Genomic DNA, 22,144 nt, shown 5'->3' with positions numbered 1-22,144 from the left:
GCCTTCGCTATTTTATAAAATTTCAAAATAAATGAAAAGATTAATACCCATTAGTTTCCTGGTCGTCATTTTGTTGTTGTCTTTTATTTTCCCTTCGGTAGATGTTATCAATACCAATGCCAATATCAGCGCAGCTGATACAGCTTGGATGCTGAGCGCCACTGGTTTAGTATTGATTATGACACCGGGACTCGCCTTTTTTTACGGCGGTATGGTGAATAAGAAAAATGTGATATCTACAATGTTTCAGAGTTTTATCTGTATGGCAATTATCACCATTATCTGGGTGGTTTTCGGTTTTAGTTTGGCCTTCGGGAACTCTATTTATGGCATCATCGGCGATCCGCGAACCTTTTTTATGATGAAGGGGATGCTCGGCAACCAAACCTGGAAGCTGGCGCCAACCATTCCGTTACTGTTGTTTGCCATGTACCAGTTAAAGTTTGCTATTATAACGCCTGCGCTGATTACAGGAGCCTTTGCCGAGCGCATTCGCTTTAATTCGTATATCATCTTTATCTGTTTGTTTTTTGTATTTATCTATGCGCCGCTGGCACATTGTACCTGGCACCCGGATGGGGTATTGTTTAAGCTGGGTGTATTGGATTTTGCAGGCGGAACAGTGGTGCACATGTCGGCAGGCTGGGCCGCGCTGGCATCGGCTCTGTATTTAAAACGGCGCAACGAGCCTACACATGCGCCCGCCCGTATTACTTATGTAATGATAGGTACGGGTTTACTTTGGTTTGGCTGGTTTGGCTTTAATGCGGGCTCGGCCATGGGGGCAAACTTGCTTGCGGTTACTGCACTGGCAACCAGCACCACTGCGTCGGCGTCTGCGGCCGTTTGCTGGATTTTTGTTGATATCCTCCGTGGTAAAAAACCAAGCGCTATGGGGGCTTGTATAGGTGCGGTTGTGGGCTTGGTAGCCATTACCCCGGCAGCGGGCTTTGTATCTATCCCGCATTCGGTGGCTATCGGCATTATATCTTCGGTAATCAGCAATATGGTAGTAGAATGGCGAACCCGTACCACCATTGATGATACCCTGGATGTTTTCCCTTGCCACGGTGTTGGCGGTATGGTGGGCATGGTGCTCACCGGCGTATTTGCCCACCAAAACATCAACGCCGGAAATACCACCGGCAACGGTTTGTTTTTTGGCGAAACCCACTTGTTTTTAATCCAGTTGGAAGCGCTTGTTGGCGTATCGGTTTTTGCTTTCTTCGGTTCGTTGTTATTGCTCAAAATAACCGACCTGATTTCGCCGCTGCGTGTTTCGCCACAGGATGAGGCGATAGGGCTGGATCTGAGCCAGCATGGAGAGACACTTTGATAAATGTGCAAATTTGCAAATGAGAAGATGTGCGAATGGGGAATGTGATGACGAGTTTTGACTTTAGATTTATTTTGCTGTCTTGGGCATAACGTTAAAAGGGCTTCAGCGGTTAAGATGCCTTAATCGCTGAAGTTTAAAAGTTTATTTTTTTATGAATTTATTTTAATTAATAGTTATTTAATTACCGTTCAACCCGGCCTCTGTCACGGTTTTGCAAGTACTATCTAAAATGCTTCCAAATGAGCTAAATCGCTTTTTTGTTTAGCATAAAGTAGTATCTTTGCGCGCTTATTACTCACCATGAGCGAAGCGATAAAACACGAATGCGGAATAGCATTCATTCGATTACTTAAGCCGCTATCTTACTACCAAAAAAAATACGGCACTGCACTTTATGGTTTAAATAAGTTGTACCTGCTGATGGAAAAACAGCATAACCGTGGGCAGGACGGGGCAGGGGTAGCAACCATTAAATTAGATATTGCGCCCGGGCAGCGTTACATTAGCAGGCACCGGTCCTTAGCTACCAACGCTGTAGCGGATATCTTTGAATACATCCAAAAGAAATTTGCCGACATACAGAAGGAACAACCCGAAAAAATGGCGGACGCCGAATGGCTCAAGAACAACGTAAGCTTTACCGGCGAAGTACTCTTGGGCCATTTGCGTTATGGTACGCATGGTAAAAATAGCGTGGAGAATTGCCACCCCTTTTTACGCCAGAATAACTGGATGACACGTAACCTGGTGATTGCCGGTAATTTTAACATGACCAACGTTGATGAGTTGCTGCAACAACTGTACGACCTTGGCCAACACCCTAAAGAGCAAGCCGATACGGTAACCGTGCTCGAAAAAATAGGACACTTTTTAGATACCGAGAACCAGGGCTTGTTTGACCAATATAAACGCGAAGGGCTGGATGATAACGTAGAGATCAGCAAGCTGATTGCTAACGACCTGGATGTAGCTAAAATCCTGAAAAAATCCGCCAAAAGCTGGGATGGCGGTTACACCATCTCGGGCATATTTGGCCATGGCGACGCTTTTGTAATGCGCGACCCGGTAGGCATCCGCCCGGCGTTCTATTACTATAACGACGAAATAGTGGTAGCGGCTTCTGAAAGACCTGCCATACAAACTGCTTTTAATATCCATATCGACGATATCCGCGAGGTAAAACCCGGCCACGCTCTGATTATCAAAAAGAACGGTAAGATAAGCGAAGAGCAATTTAGCGAACCGCAGGAGAAAAAGGCTTGTTCGTTTGAGCGGATCTATTTTTCGCGCGGAAGCGATGCCTCTATCTACCGCGAGCGTAAACAATTAGGCAGGTTACTTTGCCCTCAGATATTAGGCGCTATTGACAGCGATATCAAAAATACAGTATTCTCTTACATCCCTAACACGGCCGAAGTAGCTTTTTATGGTTTGGTTGAGGGGATACACAAATACATCAAACAGTATCAGCGCGACCAGTTGCTGAACCGGGAAGATAAAATTACCGACGAGGAGCTGACAGAGGTACTGGCTATTGCACCACGGGTTGAAAAAATAGCCATTAAGGATGTTAAGCTGCGTACCTTTATTACCCAGGATGCCGACCGCAGCGAAATGGTGGCCCATGTGTATGATACCACTTACGGCATTGTAAAAAATGGCGTGGACACGCTGGTAGCACTCGATGATTCTATCGTTCGCGGTACAACGCTTAAGCAAAGTATTTTAAAGATACTTGATAGGTTGAAGCCTAAAAAGATTGTTGTGGTATCGTCGGCCCCGCAGATCAGGTATCCTGATTGTTATGGCATCGATATGTCGCGCATGGGCGAGTTTGTGGCTTTTGAAGCTGCAATCAGCTTATTGAAGGAAAGCGGCCGTTACCAGATTATAGCCGATGTTTATCAGAAGTGCAAGGAAAGCTCTAAACTGCCCAAAGAGGAAGTTGAAAACTATGTAAAGGCCATTTATGAGCCCTTTACAGATCAGGAAATATCTGATCGTATAGCGCAGATCATCACACCAAAAGATATCAACGCCGAGATACAGGTATTGTACCAAACCCTGGATAACCTGCACAAAGCCTGTCCCGACCATACCGGCGATTGGTATTTCTCGGGCAACTATCCAACACCAGGTGGCAATAAGGTAGTAAACCGGGCCTACGTAAACTGGATGGAAGGTAAAAACCAGAGGGCTTATATGTAGTGATCGATGGTCCATAGTCGATGGACCATAGTGAAAAATGCAATGCCTTGGTACAGCGGCTATCGTTGTTCAAAAAAAATCAGATCGCTGGGCGATAGTTCAATAATCAATAAAAAAACGGTCACTTGCTTTAATTGGACAGTGGCCGTTTTTTATGCCTGTAATTTTGAGTAAGCCACCAGGCAGCCGGAAAAAGGATGACGTTTGAACCTTCGTGACCTTATCTGCTATACAGGCTCACCATTTTAATTACCTTCAATACCCCGCTTCACCACTATGTCATCCCGAGTATTCCACCGGGCCTCACCCCGGAAAAAACAGGGATGACGTTTGAAACCTGTAGGCTATTTTGCGCAGATAGGCAAAGTGCGCAAAAGCCCGACTGCACGCCGGGGCCTTTGCCCGCTTTTGCCTCTGCACCAAAAAATCTACCAGGTTCAAACGTCATCTCTGTTTTTTCAGAGCTCGCTCGGTAGGCCACTCAATGACGCTTGTTAAGAGACTCAGTTATCTGATATTCAAGAATTAAAGCGTCTTTTCCAAGGCTACAATTGGAATTCATTACTCCCGACTCTTGGACTCAAGGCTCAGAACTCAAGACTCCCGGCTCAAGACTCCCAACTCCCTACTGTGGCGAAAAAATAAAATGAGTAATCAACCTGTCGATAATCACAAACGAGGCTATAATGAGTGCTATCCCGGCAACCTGGTTAAGGCGGTGTACCGATTTTTCTGAAATCTTATCTCTCAGTTTATTAGCGTAGAAGGCCTTGGTGGTATCCAGGCCAAACTGTACAAGTAAAATAGTTAAAAACATGACGGCTGTTTTTGCCATACTGCCCGGAACGCCGCGATGAAAAATGGTACTTGCGGCACCAATTACCGTTATCCAGTGGAAAAGTAGCGAGGGGTTAAAAATGCACATCAAAAAGCCCTTTAAAAAATAGCCCGCACGCCTGATTTTTTTCGGACTGTTTTTATACGTAATGTCGGCCTTTTTAAAGATGTAGTAAATACCTATCACAAAAAGGATGCTACTGCCTACTATCCCCAAAATGGTGGTGTTAACCTTGAAATCGACCAATTGCGATCCAAATAGTATAGCGCCAACAAAAACCACATCACTGGTTACTACGCCCAGCGCCATGGCAACGCCGGCATGAAAACCTTTTTCGATACTGGTTTTAATTAGTGCAAAAAAAACCGGGCCTGTCAATACGGCCAATACCAACCCAAATCCTATGCCTGTTAATATGGCTTCTATCATTAATTATAGCCTTTCGTAAGTCAAGTAATGCGAAGATGCAACTTTATATCAAATACAACGAAAATTTGAAGTAAAGGATTTAAAATTTAAAGTTAGATTTTATTAAAAATTAAATTAAGTTTATAGCCTAAAACGTATACTAACTTATATACCCCTTATTTAATGGAACAAAATAATTCGAAAAATTATGGCTCGGCGCTGTTAACGCTGATCACCGTTTTCTTTTTCTGGGGATTTGTTGCTGCAAGCAACGATATCCTTATCCCGGTTTTTAAAGAGAAATTACATTTGGAACAGTGGCAATCGCAAATGATCTCTTTGGCTTTTTATGTGGCTTATACGGTAGGTTCAATTATTTATTTCGTTATTTCAAAAACAGGCGATGGCGATATACTGAATAAGTACGGTTATAAAAATGGTATTGCCGCGGGTTTAATCTTATCGGCCCTGGGTACTTTGTTGTTTTATCCTGCTGCCGAAACTGCTTCATTCTATTTAATGATAACTGGTTTATTTATTGTAGGCCTGGGTTTCTCGTTACAGCAAATAGCCGCCAATGCCCTTGTAGTAGCCCTGGGCGACCCTAAAACCGGGGCGCAGCGCTTAAGCTTAACGGGTGGTGTAAATAACTTTGGTACTACCATTGGTCCCTTATTGGTAAGCCTGGCCATTTTTGGTTCGGTATCTGCCAAAACACAGGAAGCCAGTATCAGTGCGGTTAAATTCCCTTACCTGATATTGGGCGCTTTATTTTTGGTGGTTGCCGTGATATTCAAATTCTCATCTGTGCCGGATAAGATCCATTCCATTACAGATGATGTGGTTGAAAGCCCCGAAGAAGATACGATTGTACTTGTAGCTAAAGAAAAAAAGAGTGCCCTGGACTATACACAACTGGCCCTCGGTATGATTGCCATATTTGTATACGTTGGTGTAGAGGTTTCTACGGCAAGTAATTTGCCTGAGTTTATGAAAGAGAAGCTAAATACCCCAACCGGTAGCATAGCGCCCTTTATATCGTTATACTGGGCCAGCTTGATGATTGGCCGCTGGACAGCCTCTGTTGGTGCTTTTAACTTATCCGACGGGATGAAAAAACTATTGGGTGTTGTTACGCCTTACATCGCATTCGGTGTGTTTTTGGCCGTTAACCGGATAGCTCAGCACGATGTTACTCCTTTTTATATTTACGCTTTTGTAATTATGGTATTAATTGCTGCCGACTATTTAAGCAAAGGCAACCCCGCCCGCCAGTTATTGATTTTTTCGGGTTGTGCCATTACGGCCTTATTTATCGGGATGCTTTCGAGCGGGATGGTAAGTGTATTCGCTTTCATCAGCGTGGGCTTATTTTGCTCAACATTATGGCCTTGTATTTATACCCTTGCCGTTACCGGCTTAGGCAAGCACACCAATGAAGGTTCGAGCTTCCTCATCATGATGATTATGGGTGGCGGCTTCATCAGCTTGTTGCAAGGTTACCTTGGCGATCCATCGCGATTGGGCATTCAATGGTCGTACCTGGTAGGTGTTGGCTGCTTTGCCTATTTAGCGTTTTATGCCATCAAAGCTAAAAGCGCACTTAAAGCACAAGGTATTGATTTTGATAAGGTGGCCGTTAAAAGCGGACATTAAACCCCATTTATGCAGAAACCAAGTTTTGAACATATTTTTATGAACCTGGCGCTCGACCTGGCCCAACGCTCACATTGCGTTAAGGCCCAGGTTGGCGCCGTATTGGCTAAGGATACCCGCATCATCTCGATAGGCTATAACGGCCCCCCGGCGGGTACGCACAATTGCGACGAGGAGTGGCCCGAAACAGGCTGTGCCCGTGATGCCAAAGGCAGTTGCTCGCTGGCGCTCCACGCCGAAGAGAATGCCATATTATATGCCGTTAAGAACGGCGCCCGGTTAGAAGGGGCTACCCTTTATACCACTTTATCGCCCTGCCTGCCCTGCGCCCGGCTGATCTTTTCGGCAGGAATAAAACATGTGTATTTCAAGAAGTCGTACGCGGCCTATAAAGGTTTGCCTTTTGATGAAGGCGTTGAATTTTTGAACAGGTTTGGGGTAACGGCAACGCAATTTGAATAAGCACGAATTTCACGAATGAAGACGAATTTTCACGAATAGTGAATAGGCACTAATTTCACGAATAAGGGCGAATTTTCACGAATATTGAATTTGATATGAATTAAGAAGGATTTTTACTAAATTGGTGATGAATTAGCTTGATATTTATGCATCATTCATTAATAGATACTGATTCGTGAAAATTCGTCTTCATTCGTGAAATTCGTGTCCATTTAAAATTCGTCTCATTAGTGTTTATCTAATATTCGTGCAACAACTAAAAAAAGTACTGAAGCCTGTACATTTATGGGCCATAGCCGTTGGGCTGGTGATATCGGGGGAGTATTTTGGCTGGAACTACGGCTGGGGCGTGTCGGGTACGGTTGGGTTTTTAATAGCCACGCTGATTGTTACGTTAATGTACGTCACTTTTGTGTTTAGTTACACCGAATTAACTACCGCTATACCCCATGCTGGCGGTGCCTTTGCTTACGCTTACCGGGCAATGGGGCCTATTGGCGGTTTAATAGCCGGTTACGCTACCCTGGTCGATTTTATATTTGTGGCGCCTGCTATAGCCGCCGGTTTAGGTAGCTACGTTCATTTTCTGTATCCGGGTATCGCGGTGTTTTCATCAGCTTTGTTTTTCTATATCCTGTTTATGGGCCTCAATATATGGGGCGTAAAAGAGTCGGCGGTATTTTCAACCGTTATATCCGTGCTGGCCGTTGGCGAGTTGTTGTTGTTTATGGGCATCATAGCGCCATCGTTTAAAACCAGTAACTTTTTGCACGATGGTATGCCCTTCGGCTGGAAGGGGATATTTGCGGCGCTGCCCTTCGCCATCTGGTTCTACCTGGCTATCGAGGGCGTGGCCATGGTAGCCGAGGAGGTTGAAAATCCTAAAAAAGATATCCCGAAAGGATACATATCCGGTATTGCCACGCTGGTTTTACTGGCCTTCGGCGTGATGATTTTAACCGGCGGCGTTACCAACTGGCATCAGCTCAGCAATATCGACTATCCCCTGCCCGAAGCCATAGGGATTGTGTTAGGCAAAACCAACGGACTTACCAAAATATTCGCCGGAATAGGTTTGTTTGGCCTCATCGCCTCTTTTCATGGTACCATACTGGCCTGCTCCCGCCAGGTCTTCGCCATGGCCCGGAGCGGTTATCTGCCCCGCTTTTTAAATACCGTAAACACCAGGTTCAATACCCCGCACTGGGCAATCATGGTAAGCAGTGCCATAGGTTGTATCGCCCTTTATGAATGCAAAACCGATCAGATCATCATCATTTCGGCATTGGGTGCCATCGTAATGTATATCATGAGTATGCTCAGTTTATTTATCCTGCGGGTAAAGGAGCCGGGCCTGGAGCGCCCTTTCAGCGCGCCGTTTTACCCCGTATTCCCGGCTATTGCGCTTGTTATTACCTTAATATGTATGGTGGCCATTGTTTACTATAACCCACTGCTAAGTGTTGTTTTTTTAGCGGGGCTGATGGCCGTTATTGCTTTATTTATACTGATGGGTAAGCATATGCTTAGAATTACCGGCGAAGCGATGCTGGAGCAAGGCGGTGATTTTATGACTGATGCTAATTTAGAATAAATTCGAACGTATGTTGAATGAGAATAAAAGTGAAATAAGTTTACGTATTCGGAGAACTGACTCGGCCGGTCTTTTAACAGAATGGGCAAAATTGCAAACAACAGAGATGTCTAATCATAATAAAGGGTTAATTTTAGAGTTGATGATATGCCGGGCATTTGAATTGGAGGGCGCGACCGTGAAATATCCTTACGATGTTAAAGTTCAGAATATGAATTCAGAACAAATTGATGGGGCTGTTTATTTTGATCATATAGCATGTTTAATTGAATGCAAAAATGAGGCTGATCCGATAAATTTTGAACCGATATCAAAACTAAGGTCGCAATTACAAAGGAGGCCATCCGGAACCATCGGTGCCATTTTTACAACATCCGGATTTACAGAACCGGCAATCATATTAGCTCAATATACTTCTCCGCAAACTATTTTGCTGTGGGAGCGAAAAGAAATTGAACAATGCCTCAATCAGAAAAGCTTTAAAAGTGGACTTTTAAAGAAATATAACTATTGTATAGAGATGGGTTTATCTAATTACAGTTTAATAGAAGCGTAAATGAAACATTACATAGTTACCGAAAGTGATTTTGATCTAAGACTACTATCGATGTTGATACCGGCGGAACTTATAGTTACCACTAAAATAATTAATAGTGGAGGATATTCTTCGGCATTGTCGGTAGGTAAAACGCTTATTTTAAAACCTGAAAATTTAGATTCCAACATTATTCTTTTTTTAAGTGCTGATACTAATGATGAATCAAAGATCTCAGAGAAATTAAATTTCATTAAAAGTTATATCGGATACGACGACAGGTTGGAAATCATATTAGTTAAGCCGCAGGTAGCATCCATATTATTTGAATCCCCGGATTTAATTGGCCGATTGGCTAAAATGAAAGGAGTAGAATACGATATCGCATTAGGTCGTTATATTCCTGATGATGTATTGAAATCATTTAAAATCACGGAAGAAGAAATTTTGAATACCATTAGTCAGGATGATATTTTAAAGCTGTCTGCTCACGGCGATGTTAAGAATTTAATTGAAATATTAAAGCATCATCCGGTTATCAATTGATGTAATAGCTTGATGTATGGCTTATCAGCACACCATTAAAAGTAAGGTTTACCGGTTTAACGATCTTAAAATCTTATTGGCTAAGGCAAGTCCGTACCGCTCGGGCGATGCACTTGCCGGTTTAGTTGCCGATAGTTACGAAGAACGGGTGGCCGCACAGATCACCTTGGCCGATGTACCGCTGAAGGTATTTTTAAACGAAGCCATTATACCTTATGAAAACGATGAGGTAACACGGCTCATTATAGATACGCATAGCAACTCATCATTTCAACCCATTAGCCATTTAACCGTGGGCGAACTAAGGGATTGGCTTTTAGCCGAAGAAACCGATACCTTAACCTTGCATCACCTGGCGGCGGGTATTACGCCCGAGATGGCTGCCGCCGTATCCAAACTGATGCGCAACCAGGATTTAATCGCGGTAGCAAAAAAATGCGAGGTGGTTACCCGGTTTAGAAATACCATTGGTTTGCACGGCCATTTTTCAACCCGTTTGCAGCCTAATCATCCTACAGATGATATTAAAGGCGTTGCCGCCAGCATGATAGATGGCCTGCTTTATGGCAGTGGCGATGCTGTAATTGGCATCAACCCGGCCAGCGATAGCCCAGCTTCGACGATTAAACTGCTGAACTTGATTGACAATGTAAGGCAGCAATTTGATATCCCCACACAATCCTGTGTGCTTTGCCATGCCACTACAACCTTGCAGATCATCAATCAAAATGCCCCTGTCGACCTGGCTTTTCAATCCATCGGCGGCACCGAGCAAACCAATACCAGTTTTGGCGTAAACCTGGCTTTGCTGGACGAGGTTTACCAGGCAACCTTATCGCTGCAACGAGGCACGGTAGGTAACAACGTGATGTATTTTGAAACCGGGCAGGGCAGTTCCTTATCGGCAAACGCGCATCATGGGGTTGATCAGCAGACCTGCGAAACACGGGCTTATGCTGTTGCCCGTCAATTTAAGCCCTTGCTGGTGAATACGGTGGTTGGCTTCATCGGCCCAGAATACTTGTATGATGGCAAGCAGATTATCCGCGCCGCGCTCGAAGATCATTTTTGCGGTAAGCTGCTGGGTTTACCCATGGGTGTGGATGTTTGCTATACCAACCATGCCGAAGCCGATCAGGATGATATGGATAACCTGCTTACCTTATTGGGCGTGGCCGGTTGTAACTTTGTGATGGGCATACCCGGATCGGATGATATTATGCTGAATTACCAGTCGACCTCTTTCCATGATGCTTTATATTTACGCAAGGTGTTGGGTTTAAAACCCGCGCCCGAGTTTGAGCAGTGGTTAATTAAACAAGGTATTTTTGATGGGAGTGGTCTACTGCATCAGCACACTAACCCGGACAATTTATTCGGTAATTACGGATCGGCATGGCTAAAGTAAATAAAAAAGTACCGGTGGTTGATGATGGCTCGTGGGCGGCTCTGCGCGAGTTTACCGCCGCGCGTATCGCCATAGGCCGCACAGGCAACAGCATTCCGCTTAACGAATTGCTTGATTTTAAACTGGCTCATGCCCACGCCCGTGATGCGGTTTATTCTGTACTGGATGTAGAGGGTATAACATCAAACTTGCAGCAGTTTAAGCTGCCGCTTTACCATTTACACAGCAAAGCATCCAACAGGGCGAAGTATTTAAAACGCCCCGACTATGGCCGGAAACTCAACGAGGAGTCGCTGACTCAATTGGCTGCCTGCGATGTTACCCATAGCGATGTAGCCATCATGATTGCGGATGGCTTATCGGCAGCGGCTGTTAATTTATATGCTGTGGAGCTGATGCAAATACTTTTACCCAAGCTGCTAAACGCAGGTTTAACACTGGCCCCTTTAAGTTTGATTGAGCAGGGGAGGGTAGCCATTGCCGACGAAGCAGGTTATGCTTTCCGCGCCAGGCTATCGCTGATACTGATAGGGGAGCGCCCCGGCCTAAGCTCGCCGGATAGCATGGGCGCTTACCTCACCTATAACCCCAAACCCGGCCTAACCGACGAAAGCCGAAACTGTATCTCCAATATCCGCCCCGACGGTTTACCGCCATCGGCTGCCGCCGATAAAATAGTCTACCTCATCAGCGAAGCCCTGAAAAGAAAACTAACCGGGGTTGATTTGAAGGATAACGCTGGTTTGTTGGAGTTTTGAGTTCTGAGCCCGGAGTCTTGAGCCCGGAGTCTTGAGTTCTGAGTCGGGAGTCTTGAGTCAGAAGTCGAGTGTTAAAGGCCCAGAGCCCAGTAGTACAATGCTTAGAGTTAGGAGCTTGTGTTTATAGTTTTGATTATTAAGTTTTTAGTTTGGATTTGGGGTTTTAAATCAAATAGTTTCTAAATCCGAGTTACGGGCAATATCCGGAAGCCGTGCTTTTGAACCCCAAACTCACGGCTAACTAACAAGCTACCGACTCAACACTCCGGACTCAAGACTGAGAACTCAGAACTCCCGGCTCAAGACTCAGCTTGCTTTTTCAAAAAAGGCGTTACCCTTTCAACAACAAAAGCGAGTTGTTCATCGGGGGTAAGGTTGGTATTATCTAATATAATGGCGTCGTGGGCGCGTGTTAATGGGCTTTCTGCGCGGGTGGTGTCCTGGTAATCGCGGTGGGCAAGGTTATCAAAAACATCTTCCAGGGTTAGCTCGGGGTTTTTGGCGGTTAGTTCTTTAAATCGTCGTTCCGCGCGAACCAAGGGGTCGGCAGTCATAAAAAGTTTAAGCTGTGCATCGGGAAAAACCACGGTACCGATATCGCGTCCGTCCATCACAATGTTTTTCGATTTGCCCATGCGTTGCTGCTGTTTCACCATTTCAACCCGTACAGCGTGGATGGCCGAAACCGTGCTCACGTTTTCTGAAACCGGCATCAGGCGTATTTCTTCAGATACTTCCTCGTCGTTCAGCATAATATGGGTTTCATAATCGCGCGAGTGAAAGTTAAGGTGAATATTTTTTAGCGCTGCCGTAATTTGCTCGGGGGCTTTTAAATCGATATTATTGCGCAAAAAATATAAAGTAACGGCCCTGTACATGGCTCCGCTATCGATATAAATAAAATGAAGCTTCTTAGCTAAGGCTTTGGCTATGGTGCTTTTCCCGCAAGAGGAATAACCGTCGATAGCGATTACAATATTGTTACTCATTAAGCACAAATTTATAATTTTGGAATGACTTTTACTAAAACCGACCTGCAAAGAGATGTACATTTTAAAACTTCCAGGAGTGGCGGTAAGGGTGGCCAAAATGTAAACAAAGTTTCCAGCAAGGTGGAACTGCTTTTCTCTATCCAGGATTCTACCTTGTTTACCGATGAACAGAAACTTTTGCTAAGCACCCGCCTGCAATCGCGTTTAAGCAAAGATGGCTTTTTACAAGTAATTTGCGACGAAGAACGCTCCCAGTACCTCAACAAAGAAACCGCCCTCGATAAGCTGAACGACATATTAACGCGCGCCCTGCATCAGCCCAAAAAACGAAAAGCCAGCAAACCCTCCAAGGCCTCTAAACTGGCAAGGCTGGATGATAAACGCCGTGCCGCATTAAAGAAGATCAATAGAAAGAGGGATTACACCGATTAAATTTTTTGATTACACCGGTTGGTGTATTTAAAATTTCACGGATTGGTGTGTGATTTCAACCATCAGTTTTTGAGTAAGGTGCTAAGCCGGGCTTTCAAATAATTAGAGTTTTGTTGCTTGCGCCAATATTTAATTTTTAACACCCGGTGCTTCTGTAGCTAATTATCTTTTTTTTGTGCGGCTGTTAAAAATCAACGTCAAAAATCAAATAGAAAGTTTCATTTGGCTTTCGAACAGCTGATGGCGCCGATGCTTTGCCGTAATTTCGATCCATTGTTGATATAACTTTAAATCTTTTACTATTGCCACCACTTCAGCGGCAGCTCAATTTCATCCACCGATCCTACTATCATATCTGGCTTAAAAGCATATTTACCTAAGTCCACTTTATTAGTTATGCCTGAAAGTACTAAAATTGTTTTATACCCCATCTGTACACCGCCCTGAATATCCGTTTCCATGGTGTCACCAACAACTGTTGTACCAGCGGTTTCCAAACCAATAAACTTGCGTGCAGACCTCATCATTACCGGGCTGGGTTTTCCAACAACAAAGGCCTTAGTGCCTGCAGCCTCCTCTATCATCGCAGTTGTTGCGGCAATTCCTAAATTGTTCCAGCCCGGCTTTTGTGGTGAAGGATCGCGATTGGTTGTAATAAATTTTGCGCCCGCTAAAATCATATCTACGGCTTTCTGAACCATCTCAAGCGTAAAGTTTCTGCCTTCGCCCAGTATAACAAATTCGGGTTCTGAATCAACCAACGTAATGCCGTTATCATGCAGGCTGCTCAGTAACCCACCCTCGCCCAATACAAAGGCGGTACCAGTTTTGCTTTGATCCGCAACAAATTTACCAGTTGCCATGGCGCTGGTAAACACGTGTTCAATAGAAATGTCAATTCCCAAACGTTTTAATTTTCTAACTACATCCAGTGGGGTACGCTGGCTGTTGTTTGTCATAAACGTGAATGGAATTTCTTTCGAAATAAGGCCACTTATAAATTTATCAGCGCCGATAATCATCTCTTCGCCGCTGTAAATTACACCATCCATATCAATTAAAAGTCCGTTTTTCATGGTTTTATATTTATTTGTATCAACTGTAGTCATTTTAATTTTTATTATGCAATTATCTTTAATAAAAAATTATCAAATCAAACTATGATTAACGCTCGTAGGTAATTAATTAAGCCTAATAGCTTACTTATTGGTTAGCCTATAGATAACTTTTATATCAGCCTCTTTTTAGTATTCATCTTTAGACGAACCCATCAAATAAATAATCAGATAAAATGGCGAGCATAGGCAGCAAGTAATTACCATTGTTAAAAAAAATATGACAGAGATTATTGCGCCGATGATTTTTTTAAACAAAAAGAAAGCAATTGTTAAGCACCTAACGGTAAAGCGTTTTGTTTTTGGCGAGAGTTTAAAGTAACGGCGTGTCATTAGTGTGAATTTTTAAAAAACATACTTTTACTGATTTATTTATTCTGCTTTCTGATTTTGAATAGCGAATACACATCAATAGGTAAGCATTAATCCAGACCCGGCATGTGCCTTTAGAGGATAAGGCTGAGCTTATTGCGATTTTGGATAACATGTTTGTGTAGTTGTAATACCTGCCATACCTGGTTATGTGCTCATCATATTCAATATTTTGTTAAGTAATTTTAAAACTTAACAGATAGGCAAGCCGTTTTTAGCTTTGGCCGATCCATACCAATCGAATTATCGGCTTCATTACTTTTTTTATTGGGTTATCGCTAAGCCATTTAATGTATGACTTAGCTTTTTTTCCTTTATTGTTTGAGTGCAAAATCACAATCATGGTTTTGGATTTTATGGAAATGAACTGAACAATGTTTTTTTTCATGGTTAGTTTTCTGCATATACTGAATTGACAATTTATTTGTAGTCACCATTATTGAAATTCTTTAATAGCAGCCATCATTTGGTTGATGGAGCAAGGCTTGGGTAAAAATGTATCTGCCCCGCATTGCATAATCCGTTCAATAGCTTCAATATCATCAATGGATGAGTGGGCTATGATTTTGAGATGCGGCCAACGAATTTTTAGTTGGCGCGTTGTTTCAAACCCATCCATCACGGGCATTTCAATATCCATCAGTACCAGGCAGGGCATCAAAGGGTTGCTCTCCATTTTCGACAGGCAATCTATGCCATCTTCCGCCTGAAAGATTACCGAAAAACCGCCGAGCTGTAGTATTTTTATCAATAGTTTACGATAAATCGAATTATCATCAACAATCCCTATTGTCATTATTTCTCCCATATCATATTTGTTGATTAGTTGAATTGATGGCATCAAATAATATCTGTTCCGGATATTTTCCGGTACCATACCGAAAACGCGCTGATTTTTTTAAATCCCAGCATCATTGCCAGTTCCTTTATTGTTTTTTGTCTTCCGTTCAGCATCCCTGTTATATAAATTATTTGCCGGGTTCTGAAGTATTCAAGAGGAGTTAAACCATGCTCTTTTTTAAAATCGCGTTTTAATTTAGATGGTGATACTTGTACGCTTGTGGCTAAGGCATTCACCCCGGGGAATTTTTGTGTCATCTGTTCTTCCAGAATCTTGGCCGCCTTTAGCATTGCATGGGGACGTCCTCTATCCGCAATCGAGGTCCTTTCCGGTACAGATAGTTTAAAAAAAAAGCGGTCAGTTCAAAAACGTCACTATAAACGGAGGGCCGGAAATGATATTTTCCACGTTCGTATTTTAAAATGTTAAAAAGGCGGAGCTGCAAAAAAACTTCGGCTTTGGTAGTAATGCGATTGAGATTGTTTATCGCGTTTATCACCATGTTGCTTTGGAGGTCAATGTTTGACAAATGATCCTCTTTGATATTGATAAGGCGTGCCAAGTACGCGGCAGTGAAAATCATGCGGCAGCAATTAAAAACTGCGTCTTTTTCTTGGTAAAGGTTGTAGATCGAACTGGGACCGTGAAAACTAACCTGGCCACTTATCCATCGTACGTTGTTGTCTTCCTGGTAGCCTATTCGCCCCGGAGTAGAAAAGAAGTTGATCGAATAATAATTTACCGTTGATTTTTTAGGGTGTAAAATGTAATGATTGTTACTTTTTCCCTTAATTTCCAGAGCCAGTAACCAAAAGCCAATATCAACTTGTTCGTAAAAAACCTCACTCCAGCTATGTTCCTCGTTTACATAAAAATGATGATCGAAAACAACTTGAGAAAAACCTGGTCGTCGCCGGTAATAACGGGGATAAACATTTGGTTCCATTTTACGGAGATAAACTTTTTGCCACCTTGCGGGCGTTTTTTTTAAATTTTTGATAGACGCTGACATGAAATTTAATATTACAAGCTGCTAACCATTGCCAATTGGGCAAAATGTTAAAAAAAATATAACTTTCTGATTTTTAATAGGTTGGGTAGTTGTTGGTGGGGTTGATGAGATGCTTTTGTTGAGCATCATTATCCCACTGCCAACTAACTTTCAGGTACTTAAGGCAATAATTGCCGATAGCCTGCGCAAAAAGGCTTCTTGAATTTATACAGGCGGATGCAGTAGAGAGTAAGACTGCAATTGCGCCATTTTTTCTTAACACGGTATAGTGCTAAAGGCAGCGAAGTTAAATCGGTGTTCATGATAGGATGTTTTTTATGATAAATAGATAGCGCAATATTATAGAAAGCATTGGGCTGAAATAGGGCCAAATTAGGCGCAAAAAGCCCAGAGCTTAGCTAACCAGTTTATAATGATCGTTTCTTTAATATCGAAAAGCATGGGGATTGTTGAGGTGTAACTCAGATTTGTTTGCCCCGGTGCAAAATGAATATTAAAAATTTGTAACTATTCAGTTATTTAAAACAGCGTTTTAAAATAGTTATTCATATTAACCGGGTTAAATTTTAAATTTATAAGATCCAGGTCAAGAGGGTTTTAATGAATTTAATCGGGTGAAGGCAGTAGGAGGCCGGGGTTGCATTGCTGGTGTTTTGTGTAATACCATACAGCGCTAAGGGCGGTGAAATTAATTTGGTGTTCATGGTAGTAGGATGTGTTTGTTTTATAAATAGATAGGGGAATATTATTGAAGCATCCGGTTGAAAAAGATCAAGCCAGACCTGGAAAGGCCAGATATTATCGATTTGTTGTGATCGATGCTTTGACAAAAAGGGTAATACGAGAATGATTTTGAAATAATCAAAGTTTATTAAACCAGGCGCCCAATAAAAAATATTTGTGATTATTCGGCTATGCAAAAACAGGAAAAAAACAGTTATCCACATGATGCGGTTTGATTTAAAAAAAATCAAAACTTAATTAATATTTAGGGTGGTAACTGAAGTACAAAGGATAATATGTTCGCATTTTGTTGATGGAAAAAATGCGTTAAATTGAAGTGGCTACCCGAACTTTTACGTATGATGAAAACCAGCATACCGCTATTACGTATGTTGGGCTCATTTTGTTTAGTTTTTTGGATGCACACCAGAATAATTATGCACGGTGTTTTAACATCACTGCTTTAAATATGTGTTATCGCCTAAGTAAAATCAGCATAATTAAAAAAAAAGAAAATCAGAACAGTAGAAAAAGGGATCAGCGTAATCACCACAACGAAAGAAATCAGCGCTTTGCAAAATATATCCAAAATCAGTTTCTTCACCAATTAATGCTCCAAAATCGGCGTAATCAAAAAAAACATCCTTGAAATCAGCGGTCAAAAATCGGTCTAATCAAAAATCTAATCGGTGAAATCCCAACAGTAATCAACAGAATCAAAATAATCATCCTTAAAATCAGTGGTCAAAAACGATAGATTCCCGATACCGATCCCCACTGATGGGCCTGCACCATCTCCTTAGTTTCGCGGGTTTGGAAAACGGCAGAAAGATCAATAATCCAGTGGCCTTTTACAAAATCTCCACCCAGTTGCTGGCTCAGCATAACGGGTTGTTTGGTGCCCCTTATTTCGTTAACGCCGGGTTGTTTTTCAAACATGCTGCCCTGGATGGTGGCGTTGTAAGCAATAAAGCTGATCGACGGTTTAAGGTAAAAAAAGAATTCGCCATCGTTTAAGGGTTTTGATTTACCGCTGCGCGATACCGTGCTGCCTGTACTAATAGAATTAAACAGTTGGTTAAACTTGCCGAAGCGGGCGGTTACACCCGTGCCCGCGTTGGTAAAGCCCGTGCCCAGCGCCGCGTTGCTGTTAAAGGTAAGATCCACCGAGGAGCCACGGGCCAGCAGGCGGTTGTATTCTGCCGAAAGGTTAACTTCAAAATCGTTTTGAACTTGGTATTGCCATCCGGCTGGCTTGTAAAATCCCAGGGTACGGTGTATAAATTCCTGTATTTGTTTACCGTACGAGTATTGCCCAATAAAGCCTAACTGCCCTTGTAGTTTAAGGTTACTTTCGTTTTTGTAAAGTAAATTTAACGTTGTGCCGAAGTATAAATAACCGGCAAAGGGCCTGTCGATATACCTTTCGGCGTTGGGCATATCCAGGAATGCTGTTTGGGGGGTAAATATTTTTTGACCTATTTCAAACCCCAGTACTTTGTTTTCTAATTTGGAGCTATCCGGATGGTTGATTTTTAGGGCATGATGAAAAAAGAAGAAATCGCCAGCGGTATAATACCTGTCAGACCCTTGCGCCAGTATGCCGTCGTTATCGGTTTGAAAGCCGGCTTCGTTTTTATAGGTTTTAGTTTGGGCAAACGCTGTTGAAAGTAGTATTACCGATGAAATAACAAAAAGCGGGAAGAACTTCATTTGGAATTTAATAATTCGCTAACATAAAAAATGCCGGTTGAAAAACCGGCATTTATAACTAATATATTTGTAATATTTGAATTATCACCTCAATTTAAAACCGGCTTCAAATCCTCCTTAACGGTAAGGTCAAGAGGTTCTTTTACCTTTTGTTTTAATAATGCCAGCTCAATTACCTCGCGCATTTCCCTAACGTAATGGAATTGCATATCCTTGATGTAGTCTTCCTTAATCTCCAGGATATCCTTTTCGTTTGATTTGCAAAGGATGATCTCTTTAATATTGGCGCGTTTGGCAGCCAGTATTTTTTCTTTGATGCCACCCACGGGTAATACTTTACCTCTCAGGGTAATTTCGCCAGTCATGGCCAGGTGCGATTTTACCCTCCGTTGGGTAAAGGCCGATGTTAGGGCCGTGAGCATGGTAACCCCGGCTGATGGGCCGTCTTTAGGCGTAGCGCCTGCCGGAACGTGGATATGGATATCCCATTGCTCAAACAATTTCTGATCGATGTTGAAATATGCTGCATGCGCCCGCAGATAAGCCAGGGCTATGGTGGCCGATTCTTTCATCACATCGCCAAGGCTGCCGGTTAAGGTTAAGCGGCCTTTACCAGGGCTTAAACTGGCCTCGATAAATAAAATATCACCACCAACCTGTGTCCAGGCTAAACCGGTAACCACACCTGCCGAATCGTTATTTTCGTATTGGTCCTTATCAAATATAGGCGCGCCCAGTATGCGCTCTACATCTTCTTTGCTTACCAGCGGGTTGTAGGCTTCTTCCATCGCTATGTTTTTGGCAATGCCGCGCACTAACGATCCTATCTTTTTTTCGAGGGCCCGCACGCCAGATTCGCGGGTATAATCTTCAACCACTTTTTCTAATACCGAATTTTTCAGCGTAACATCCTTGGTTTTTAAGCCATGTGCGTCGCGTTGTTTGGGTACCAGGTGTTGTTTGGCAATCTCAATTTTCTCTTCAATGGTATAGCCATTTACCTCGATGATCTCCATACGGTCGAGCAGGGCCGGTTGTATGGTGCTTAGTGAATTGGCTGTCGCGATGAACATCACGTTCGACAGATCGAAATCCATCTCCACATAATGATCGTAAAAGGTACTGTTCTGTTCAGGATCCAAAACTTCCAGCAGAGCCGATGACGGATCTCCGCGGAAATCGTTACCAACCTTATCTATCTCATCTAAAATAAATACAGGGTTGGCTGCACCGGCCTTTTTTAACGACGATATGATACGCCCCGGCATAGCACCAATGTAAGTTTTACGATGCCCGCGTATTTCGGCCTCATCGCGTATGCCGCCTAAGGCCATACGTACGTACTTGCGGCCCAATGCCTTGGCTATTGATTTACCCAACGATGTTTTACCCACACCCGGAGGGCCAACCAGGCAAAGGATGGGGGCCTTCATGTTGTGTTTTAATTTTAATACGGCAAGGTATTCTATAATGCGTTGCTTTACCTTATCCAGGCCAAAGTGGTCTTTATCCAATACTTTTTGGGCCCGTTTCAGGTCGAAATTATCTTTGGTAAACTCGTTCCAGGGCAGGTCGAGCAGCAGCTCCAGGTAATTGATCTGTACCGAATAATCTGCCGCGGCAGGGTTGGTACGGGCTAATTTTTCAAGTTCCTTTTTAAAGTGGTCGCCTACCTCTTTAGCCCACTTCTTTTTGGTGGCGCGTTTACGCAGGTCTTCAATTTCCAGGTCGGGCGAGTTGCCGCCCAGTTCTTCCTGTATGGTTTTTAATTGCTGGTTTAAAAAGTAATCGCGCTGTTGTTTATCCAGATCGGTACGTACCTTGCTCTGGATCTGGTTTTTTAGCTCCAGCATCTGTATCTCTACGGTAAGGTGCTCCAAAATTAATTTGGCGCGGTCGCGCAGGTTGCTAATTTCAAGCAGTTTTTGTTTGGCTGCCATATCAGCATTCATATTGGATGATATGAAGTTGATCAGGAAAGAAGTACTTTCGATGTTGCGGATGGCTATACCGGCTTCGCTCGGGATGTTTGGCGAAAGCTGTACAATGCTCATGGCCATATCTTTAATGGATGATATAGTGGCCTTAAACTCTTTGTCTTCTTTCGATTTAACTTCCTGGAAGGGTTGTATGGTGGCTTTGATATAAGGCTCGCTTTGTATCTCCTCCTTCAGCATAAAGCGTTTTTTGCCTTGCAGTATAACGGTAGTATTACCATCGGGCATCTGTAGCATTTTAATAATGAGGGCGATGGTACCAACCTGGTGCAGCTGATCAAAGTTAGGGTCTTCTATGCCTACATCCTGCTGTGCAACCACACCTATCATGCGGTCGCCTTTGTTGGCGTCGCGTATCAGCTTAATGGATTTATCACGGCCAACAGTAATGGGTATTACCACGCCCGGAAACAACACGGTATTTCGCAGCGGTAATATTGACAATACTTCGGGTAGCTGTTCGTTATTCATTTCCTCTTCATCTTCTGACGACATCAGTGGGAAAAACTCGGAATCTTCGTTTATTATCGGTAAAGCGTTCTTAAAATCAAATGGATCAAAACTCATGGAGTATCCTGTTATATTTAGTAAATAACGTCAAGTTGTCAGCCTGTTTTATAAAATCAGGCAATTATTTGTAGTTTTTGACTAACTTACGGTTAATGTGCTAATGTTTCAAGAGCTGTGCCAAGCTTTTATCCATCGGCAATAAATGTTAATTATTTTATTTAGTACTATTCATAATAATTTGGTACGAAAAGAGTTTACTACTATATTGAACGCCTAATATAGTTTTACCCCTGATGAGATTATCAGTCATTCTGTCTTTGTTAATTGTTTCTTCACTTGATGTCGCGCAAGCTCAAAACGCATATGTAAAATTAGGTCAACAGGCTTTAATGGACGGCGATTTTAAGCAAGCTGTGCGTCACCTGGAAAAAGCCTGCGTGGTAGATTCAACAAATGCAAACGCTTTGTGGATGTTGGGATACTCATACTATCACAGCGAGAATTACAAAAAAGCCATATCAACGTATTGCAAGGTGGTAGAAATAAAACCTACCGATTGCTCTGCTTATTACTACAGGGCCATGGCAAAAAGCTATTCGGCAAGGGATGTGCAGGCCACGCCGGCCGATAAAGAGAAATTTTTATTAGGGGCTATTGTTGATTTAACCAAGGCCACTACCATTAA

The 22,144-nt window shown here is 42.9% G+C and carries 19 protein-coding genes; 11 read left to right on the top strand and 8 right to left on the bottom strand.

All coding sequences use genetic code 11. The features are described from left to right. Nucleotides 1–31: 31 nt before the first annotated feature. The gene (locus tag MUCPA_RS29045; protein WP_008511409.1) at nt 32–1,336 is read left to right on the top strand and encodes an ammonium transporter; all 1,305 of its coding nucleotides are present in this window, start codon (nt 32–34) and stop codon (nt 1,334–1,336) included. 303 nt (nt 1,337–1,639) lie between these two features. Continuing rightward, nucleotides 1,640–3,547 carry a class II glutamine amidotransferase gene (locus tag MUCPA_RS29040; protein ID WP_008511407.1) on the top strand — a complete coding sequence of 636 codons (1,908 nt, stop codon included), beginning with the start codon at nt 1,640–1,642 and terminating at the stop codon, nt 3,545–3,547. A 625-nt stretch (nt 3,548–4,172) separates the two neighbouring features. On the opposite strand, the gene MUCPA_RS29035 is transcribed toward MUCPA_RS29040, so the two are convergent. Beyond that, the gene (locus MUCPA_RS29035) at nt 4,173–4,814 is read right to left on the bottom strand and encodes a LysE family translocator (RefSeq protein ID WP_008511405.1); all 642 of its coding nucleotides are present in this window, start codon (nt 4,812–4,814) and stop codon (nt 4,173–4,175) included. 162 nt (nt 4,815–4,976) lie between these two features. On the opposite strand from MUCPA_RS29035, the gene MUCPA_RS29030 reads away from it, so the two are divergent. From MUCPA_RS29030 to eutC, 7 genes are all read left to right on the top strand, one after another. Then, nucleotides 4,977–6,449, top strand: a complete 1,473-nt coding sequence (locus MUCPA_RS29030; RefSeq protein ID WP_008511403.1) for an MFS transporter — start codon at nt 4,977–4,979, stop codon at nt 6,447–6,449. Between the two features lie 9 nt (nt 6,450–6,458). Then, complete coding sequence (locus MUCPA_RS29025; RefSeq protein WP_008511401.1) at nt 6,459–6,911, top strand: deoxycytidylate deaminase; 453 nt, start codon at nt 6,459–6,461, stop codon at nt 6,909–6,911. A 247-nt stretch (nt 6,912–7,158) separates the two neighbouring features. Then, a complete protein-coding gene (gene eat, locus MUCPA_RS29020) occupies nt 7,159–8,505 on the top strand; it encodes an ethanolamine permease (protein WP_008511399.1) in 1,347 nt (448 codons plus the stop codon). Nucleotides 8,506–8,515: 10 nt separating this feature from the next. After that, the gene (locus MUCPA_RS29015; protein WP_008511397.1) at nt 8,516–9,061 is read left to right on the top strand and encodes a restriction endonuclease; all 546 of its coding nucleotides are present in this window, start codon (nt 8,516–8,518) and stop codon (nt 9,059–9,061) included. Further along, nucleotides 9,062–9,586, top strand: a complete 525-nt coding sequence (locus MUCPA_RS29010; RefSeq protein WP_008511395.1) for a hypothetical protein — start codon at nt 9,062–9,064, stop codon at nt 9,584–9,586. It begins immediately after the preceding gene. A 16-nt stretch (nt 9,587–9,602) separates the two neighbouring features. After that, complete coding sequence (locus MUCPA_RS29005) at nt 9,603–10,994, top strand: ethanolamine ammonia-lyase subunit EutB (RefSeq protein ID WP_008511392.1); 1,392 nt, start codon at nt 9,603–9,605, stop codon at nt 10,992–10,994. Beyond that, entirely contained in the window at nt 10,982–11,752 is a 771-nt protein-coding gene (eutC, locus tag MUCPA_RS29000; protein WP_008511390.1) for an ethanolamine ammonia-lyase subunit EutC, read from the top strand. Before MUCPA_RS29005 ends, eutC begins: the two co-directional genes overlap by 13 nt. A 299-nt stretch (nt 11,753–12,051) precedes the next feature. Here the strand turns inward: eutC and cmk are convergent, their stop codons facing one another. After that, complete coding sequence (gene cmk / locus MUCPA_RS28995; RefSeq protein ID WP_008511388.1) at nt 12,052–12,741, bottom strand: (d)CMP kinase; 690 nt, start codon at nt 12,739–12,741, stop codon at nt 12,052–12,054. A 24-nt stretch (nt 12,742–12,765) separates the two neighbouring features. Here cmk and arfB point away from each other — a divergent pair, with 24 nt between their 5' ends. Continuing rightward, nucleotides 12,766–13,176: an alternative ribosome rescue aminoacyl-tRNA hydrolase ArfB gene (arfB, locus tag MUCPA_RS28990; protein WP_008511387.1), complete on the top strand. Its 411-nt coding sequence runs from the start codon at nt 12,766–12,768 to the stop codon at nt 13,174–13,176. 299 nt (nt 13,177–13,475) lie between these two features. Here arfB and MUCPA_RS28985 read toward each other — a convergent pair whose 3' ends face one another. The 6 genes from MUCPA_RS28985 to lon all read right to left on the bottom strand — a co-directional run bounded on the left by MUCPA_RS28985 (nt 13,476) and on the right by lon (nt 21,516). Continuing rightward, nucleotides 13,476–14,252 carry an HAD-IIA family hydrolase gene (locus tag MUCPA_RS28985; RefSeq protein ID WP_040628292.1) on the bottom strand — a complete coding sequence of 259 codons (777 nt, stop codon included), beginning with the start codon at nt 14,250–14,252 and terminating at the stop codon, nt 13,476–13,478. An 847-nt stretch (nt 14,253–15,099) separates the two neighbouring features. Next, nucleotides 15,100–15,471 (bottom strand): response regulator, encoded by a 372-nt coding sequence (locus MUCPA_RS28980; RefSeq protein WP_008511378.1) that lies wholly within the window; start codon nt 15,469–15,471, stop codon nt 15,100–15,102. Nucleotides 15,472–15,503: 32 nt separating this feature from the next. Beyond that, on the bottom strand, nt 15,504–15,761 hold the full coding sequence (locus MUCPA_RS28975) for a helix-turn-helix domain-containing protein (RefSeq protein WP_157544006.1): 258 nt from the start codon (nt 15,759–15,761) through the stop codon (nt 15,504–15,506). A gap of 26 nt (nt 15,762–15,787) precedes the next feature. Further along, a complete protein-coding gene (locus MUCPA_RS28970; RefSeq protein WP_157544005.1) occupies nt 15,788–16,450 on the bottom strand; it encodes a hypothetical protein in 663 nt (220 codons plus the stop codon). 1,533 nt (nt 16,451–17,983) lie between these two features. Then, nucleotides 17,984–18,952 carry a lipid A deacylase LpxR family protein gene (locus tag MUCPA_RS28955; RefSeq protein ID WP_008511371.1) on the bottom strand — a complete coding sequence of 323 codons (969 nt, stop codon included), beginning with the start codon at nt 18,950–18,952 and terminating at the stop codon, nt 17,984–17,986. Nucleotides 18,953–19,041: 89 nt separating this feature from the next. Then, the gene (gene lon / locus MUCPA_RS28950; RefSeq protein WP_008511369.1) at nt 19,042–21,516 is read right to left on the bottom strand and encodes an endopeptidase La; all 2,475 of its coding nucleotides are present in this window, start codon (nt 21,514–21,516) and stop codon (nt 19,042–19,044) included. A 236-nt stretch (nt 21,517–21,752) separates the two neighbouring features. Here lon and MUCPA_RS28945 point away from each other — a divergent pair. Next, nucleotides 21,753–22,144 (top strand): tetratricopeptide repeat protein (locus MUCPA_RS28945; protein WP_008511368.1); only part of this gene is annotated, 392 nt, incomplete at its 3' end.

The sequence above is a fragment of the Mucilaginibacter paludis DSM 18603 genome, from assembly GCF_000166195.2.
Taxonomy (GTDB): domain Bacteria; phylum Bacteroidota; class Bacteroidia; order Sphingobacteriales; family Sphingobacteriaceae; genus Mucilaginibacter; species Mucilaginibacter paludis.
Note: the sequence above shows the minus strand (reverse complement) of the source record. Positions and strands in the feature narration are given on the sequence as shown.

Coding starts and splice junctions, on each gene's coding strand:
- MUCPA_RS29045 (WP_008511409.1), top strand. CDS start 32: ATGAAAAGATTAATACCCATTAGTTTCCTGGTCGTCATTTTGTTGTTG.
- MUCPA_RS29040 (WP_008511407.1), top strand. CDS start 1,640: ATGAGCGAAGCGATAAAACACGAATGCGGAATAGCATTCATTCGATTA.
- MUCPA_RS29035 (WP_008511405.1), bottom strand. CDS start 4,814: ATGATAGAAGCCATATTAACAGGCATAGGATTTGGGTTGGTATTGGCC.
- MUCPA_RS29030 (WP_008511403.1), top strand. CDS start 4,977: ATGGAACAAAATAATTCGAAAAATTATGGCTCGGCGCTGTTAACGCTG.
- MUCPA_RS29025 (WP_008511401.1), top strand. CDS start 6,459: ATGCAGAAACCAAGTTTTGAACATATTTTTATGAACCTGGCGCTCGAC.
- MUCPA_RS29015 (WP_008511397.1), top strand. CDS start 8,516: ATGTTGAATGAGAATAAAAGTGAAATAAGTTTACGTATTCGGAGAACT.
- MUCPA_RS29010 (WP_008511395.1), top strand. CDS start 9,062: ATGAAACATTACATAGTTACCGAAAGTGATTTTGATCTAAGACTACTA.
- MUCPA_RS29005 (WP_008511392.1), top strand. CDS start 9,603: ATGGCTTATCAGCACACCATTAAAAGTAAGGTTTACCGGTTTAACGAT.
- eutC (WP_008511390.1), top strand. CDS start 10,982: ATGGCTAAAGTAAATAAAAAAGTACCGGTGGTTGATGATGGCTCGTGG.
- cmk (WP_008511388.1), bottom strand. CDS start 12,741: ATGAGTAACAATATTGTAATCGCTATCGACGGTTATTCCTCTTGCGGG.
- arfB (WP_008511387.1), top strand. CDS start 12,766: ATGACTTTTACTAAAACCGACCTGCAAAGAGATGTACATTTTAAAACT.
- MUCPA_RS28985 (WP_040628292.1), bottom strand. CDS start 14,252: ATGAAAAACGGACTTTTAATTGATATGGATGGTGTAATTTACAGCGGC.
- MUCPA_RS28980 (WP_008511378.1), bottom strand. CDS start 15,471: ATGGGAGAAATAATGACAATAGGGATTGTTGATGATAATTCGATTTAT.
- MUCPA_RS28975 (WP_157544006.1), bottom strand. CDS start 15,761: ATGACACAAAAATTCCCCGGGGTGAATGCCTTAGCCACAAGCGTACAA.
- MUCPA_RS28970 (WP_157544005.1), bottom strand. CDS start 16,450: ATGGAACCAAATGTTTATCCCCGTTATTACCGGCGACGACCAGGTTTT.
- MUCPA_RS28955 (WP_008511371.1), bottom strand. CDS start 18,952: ATGAAGTTCTTCCCGCTTTTTGTTATTTCATCGGTAATACTACTTTCA.
- lon (WP_008511369.1), bottom strand. CDS start 21,516: ATGAGTTTTGATCCATTTGATTTTAAGAACGCTTTACCGATAATAAAC.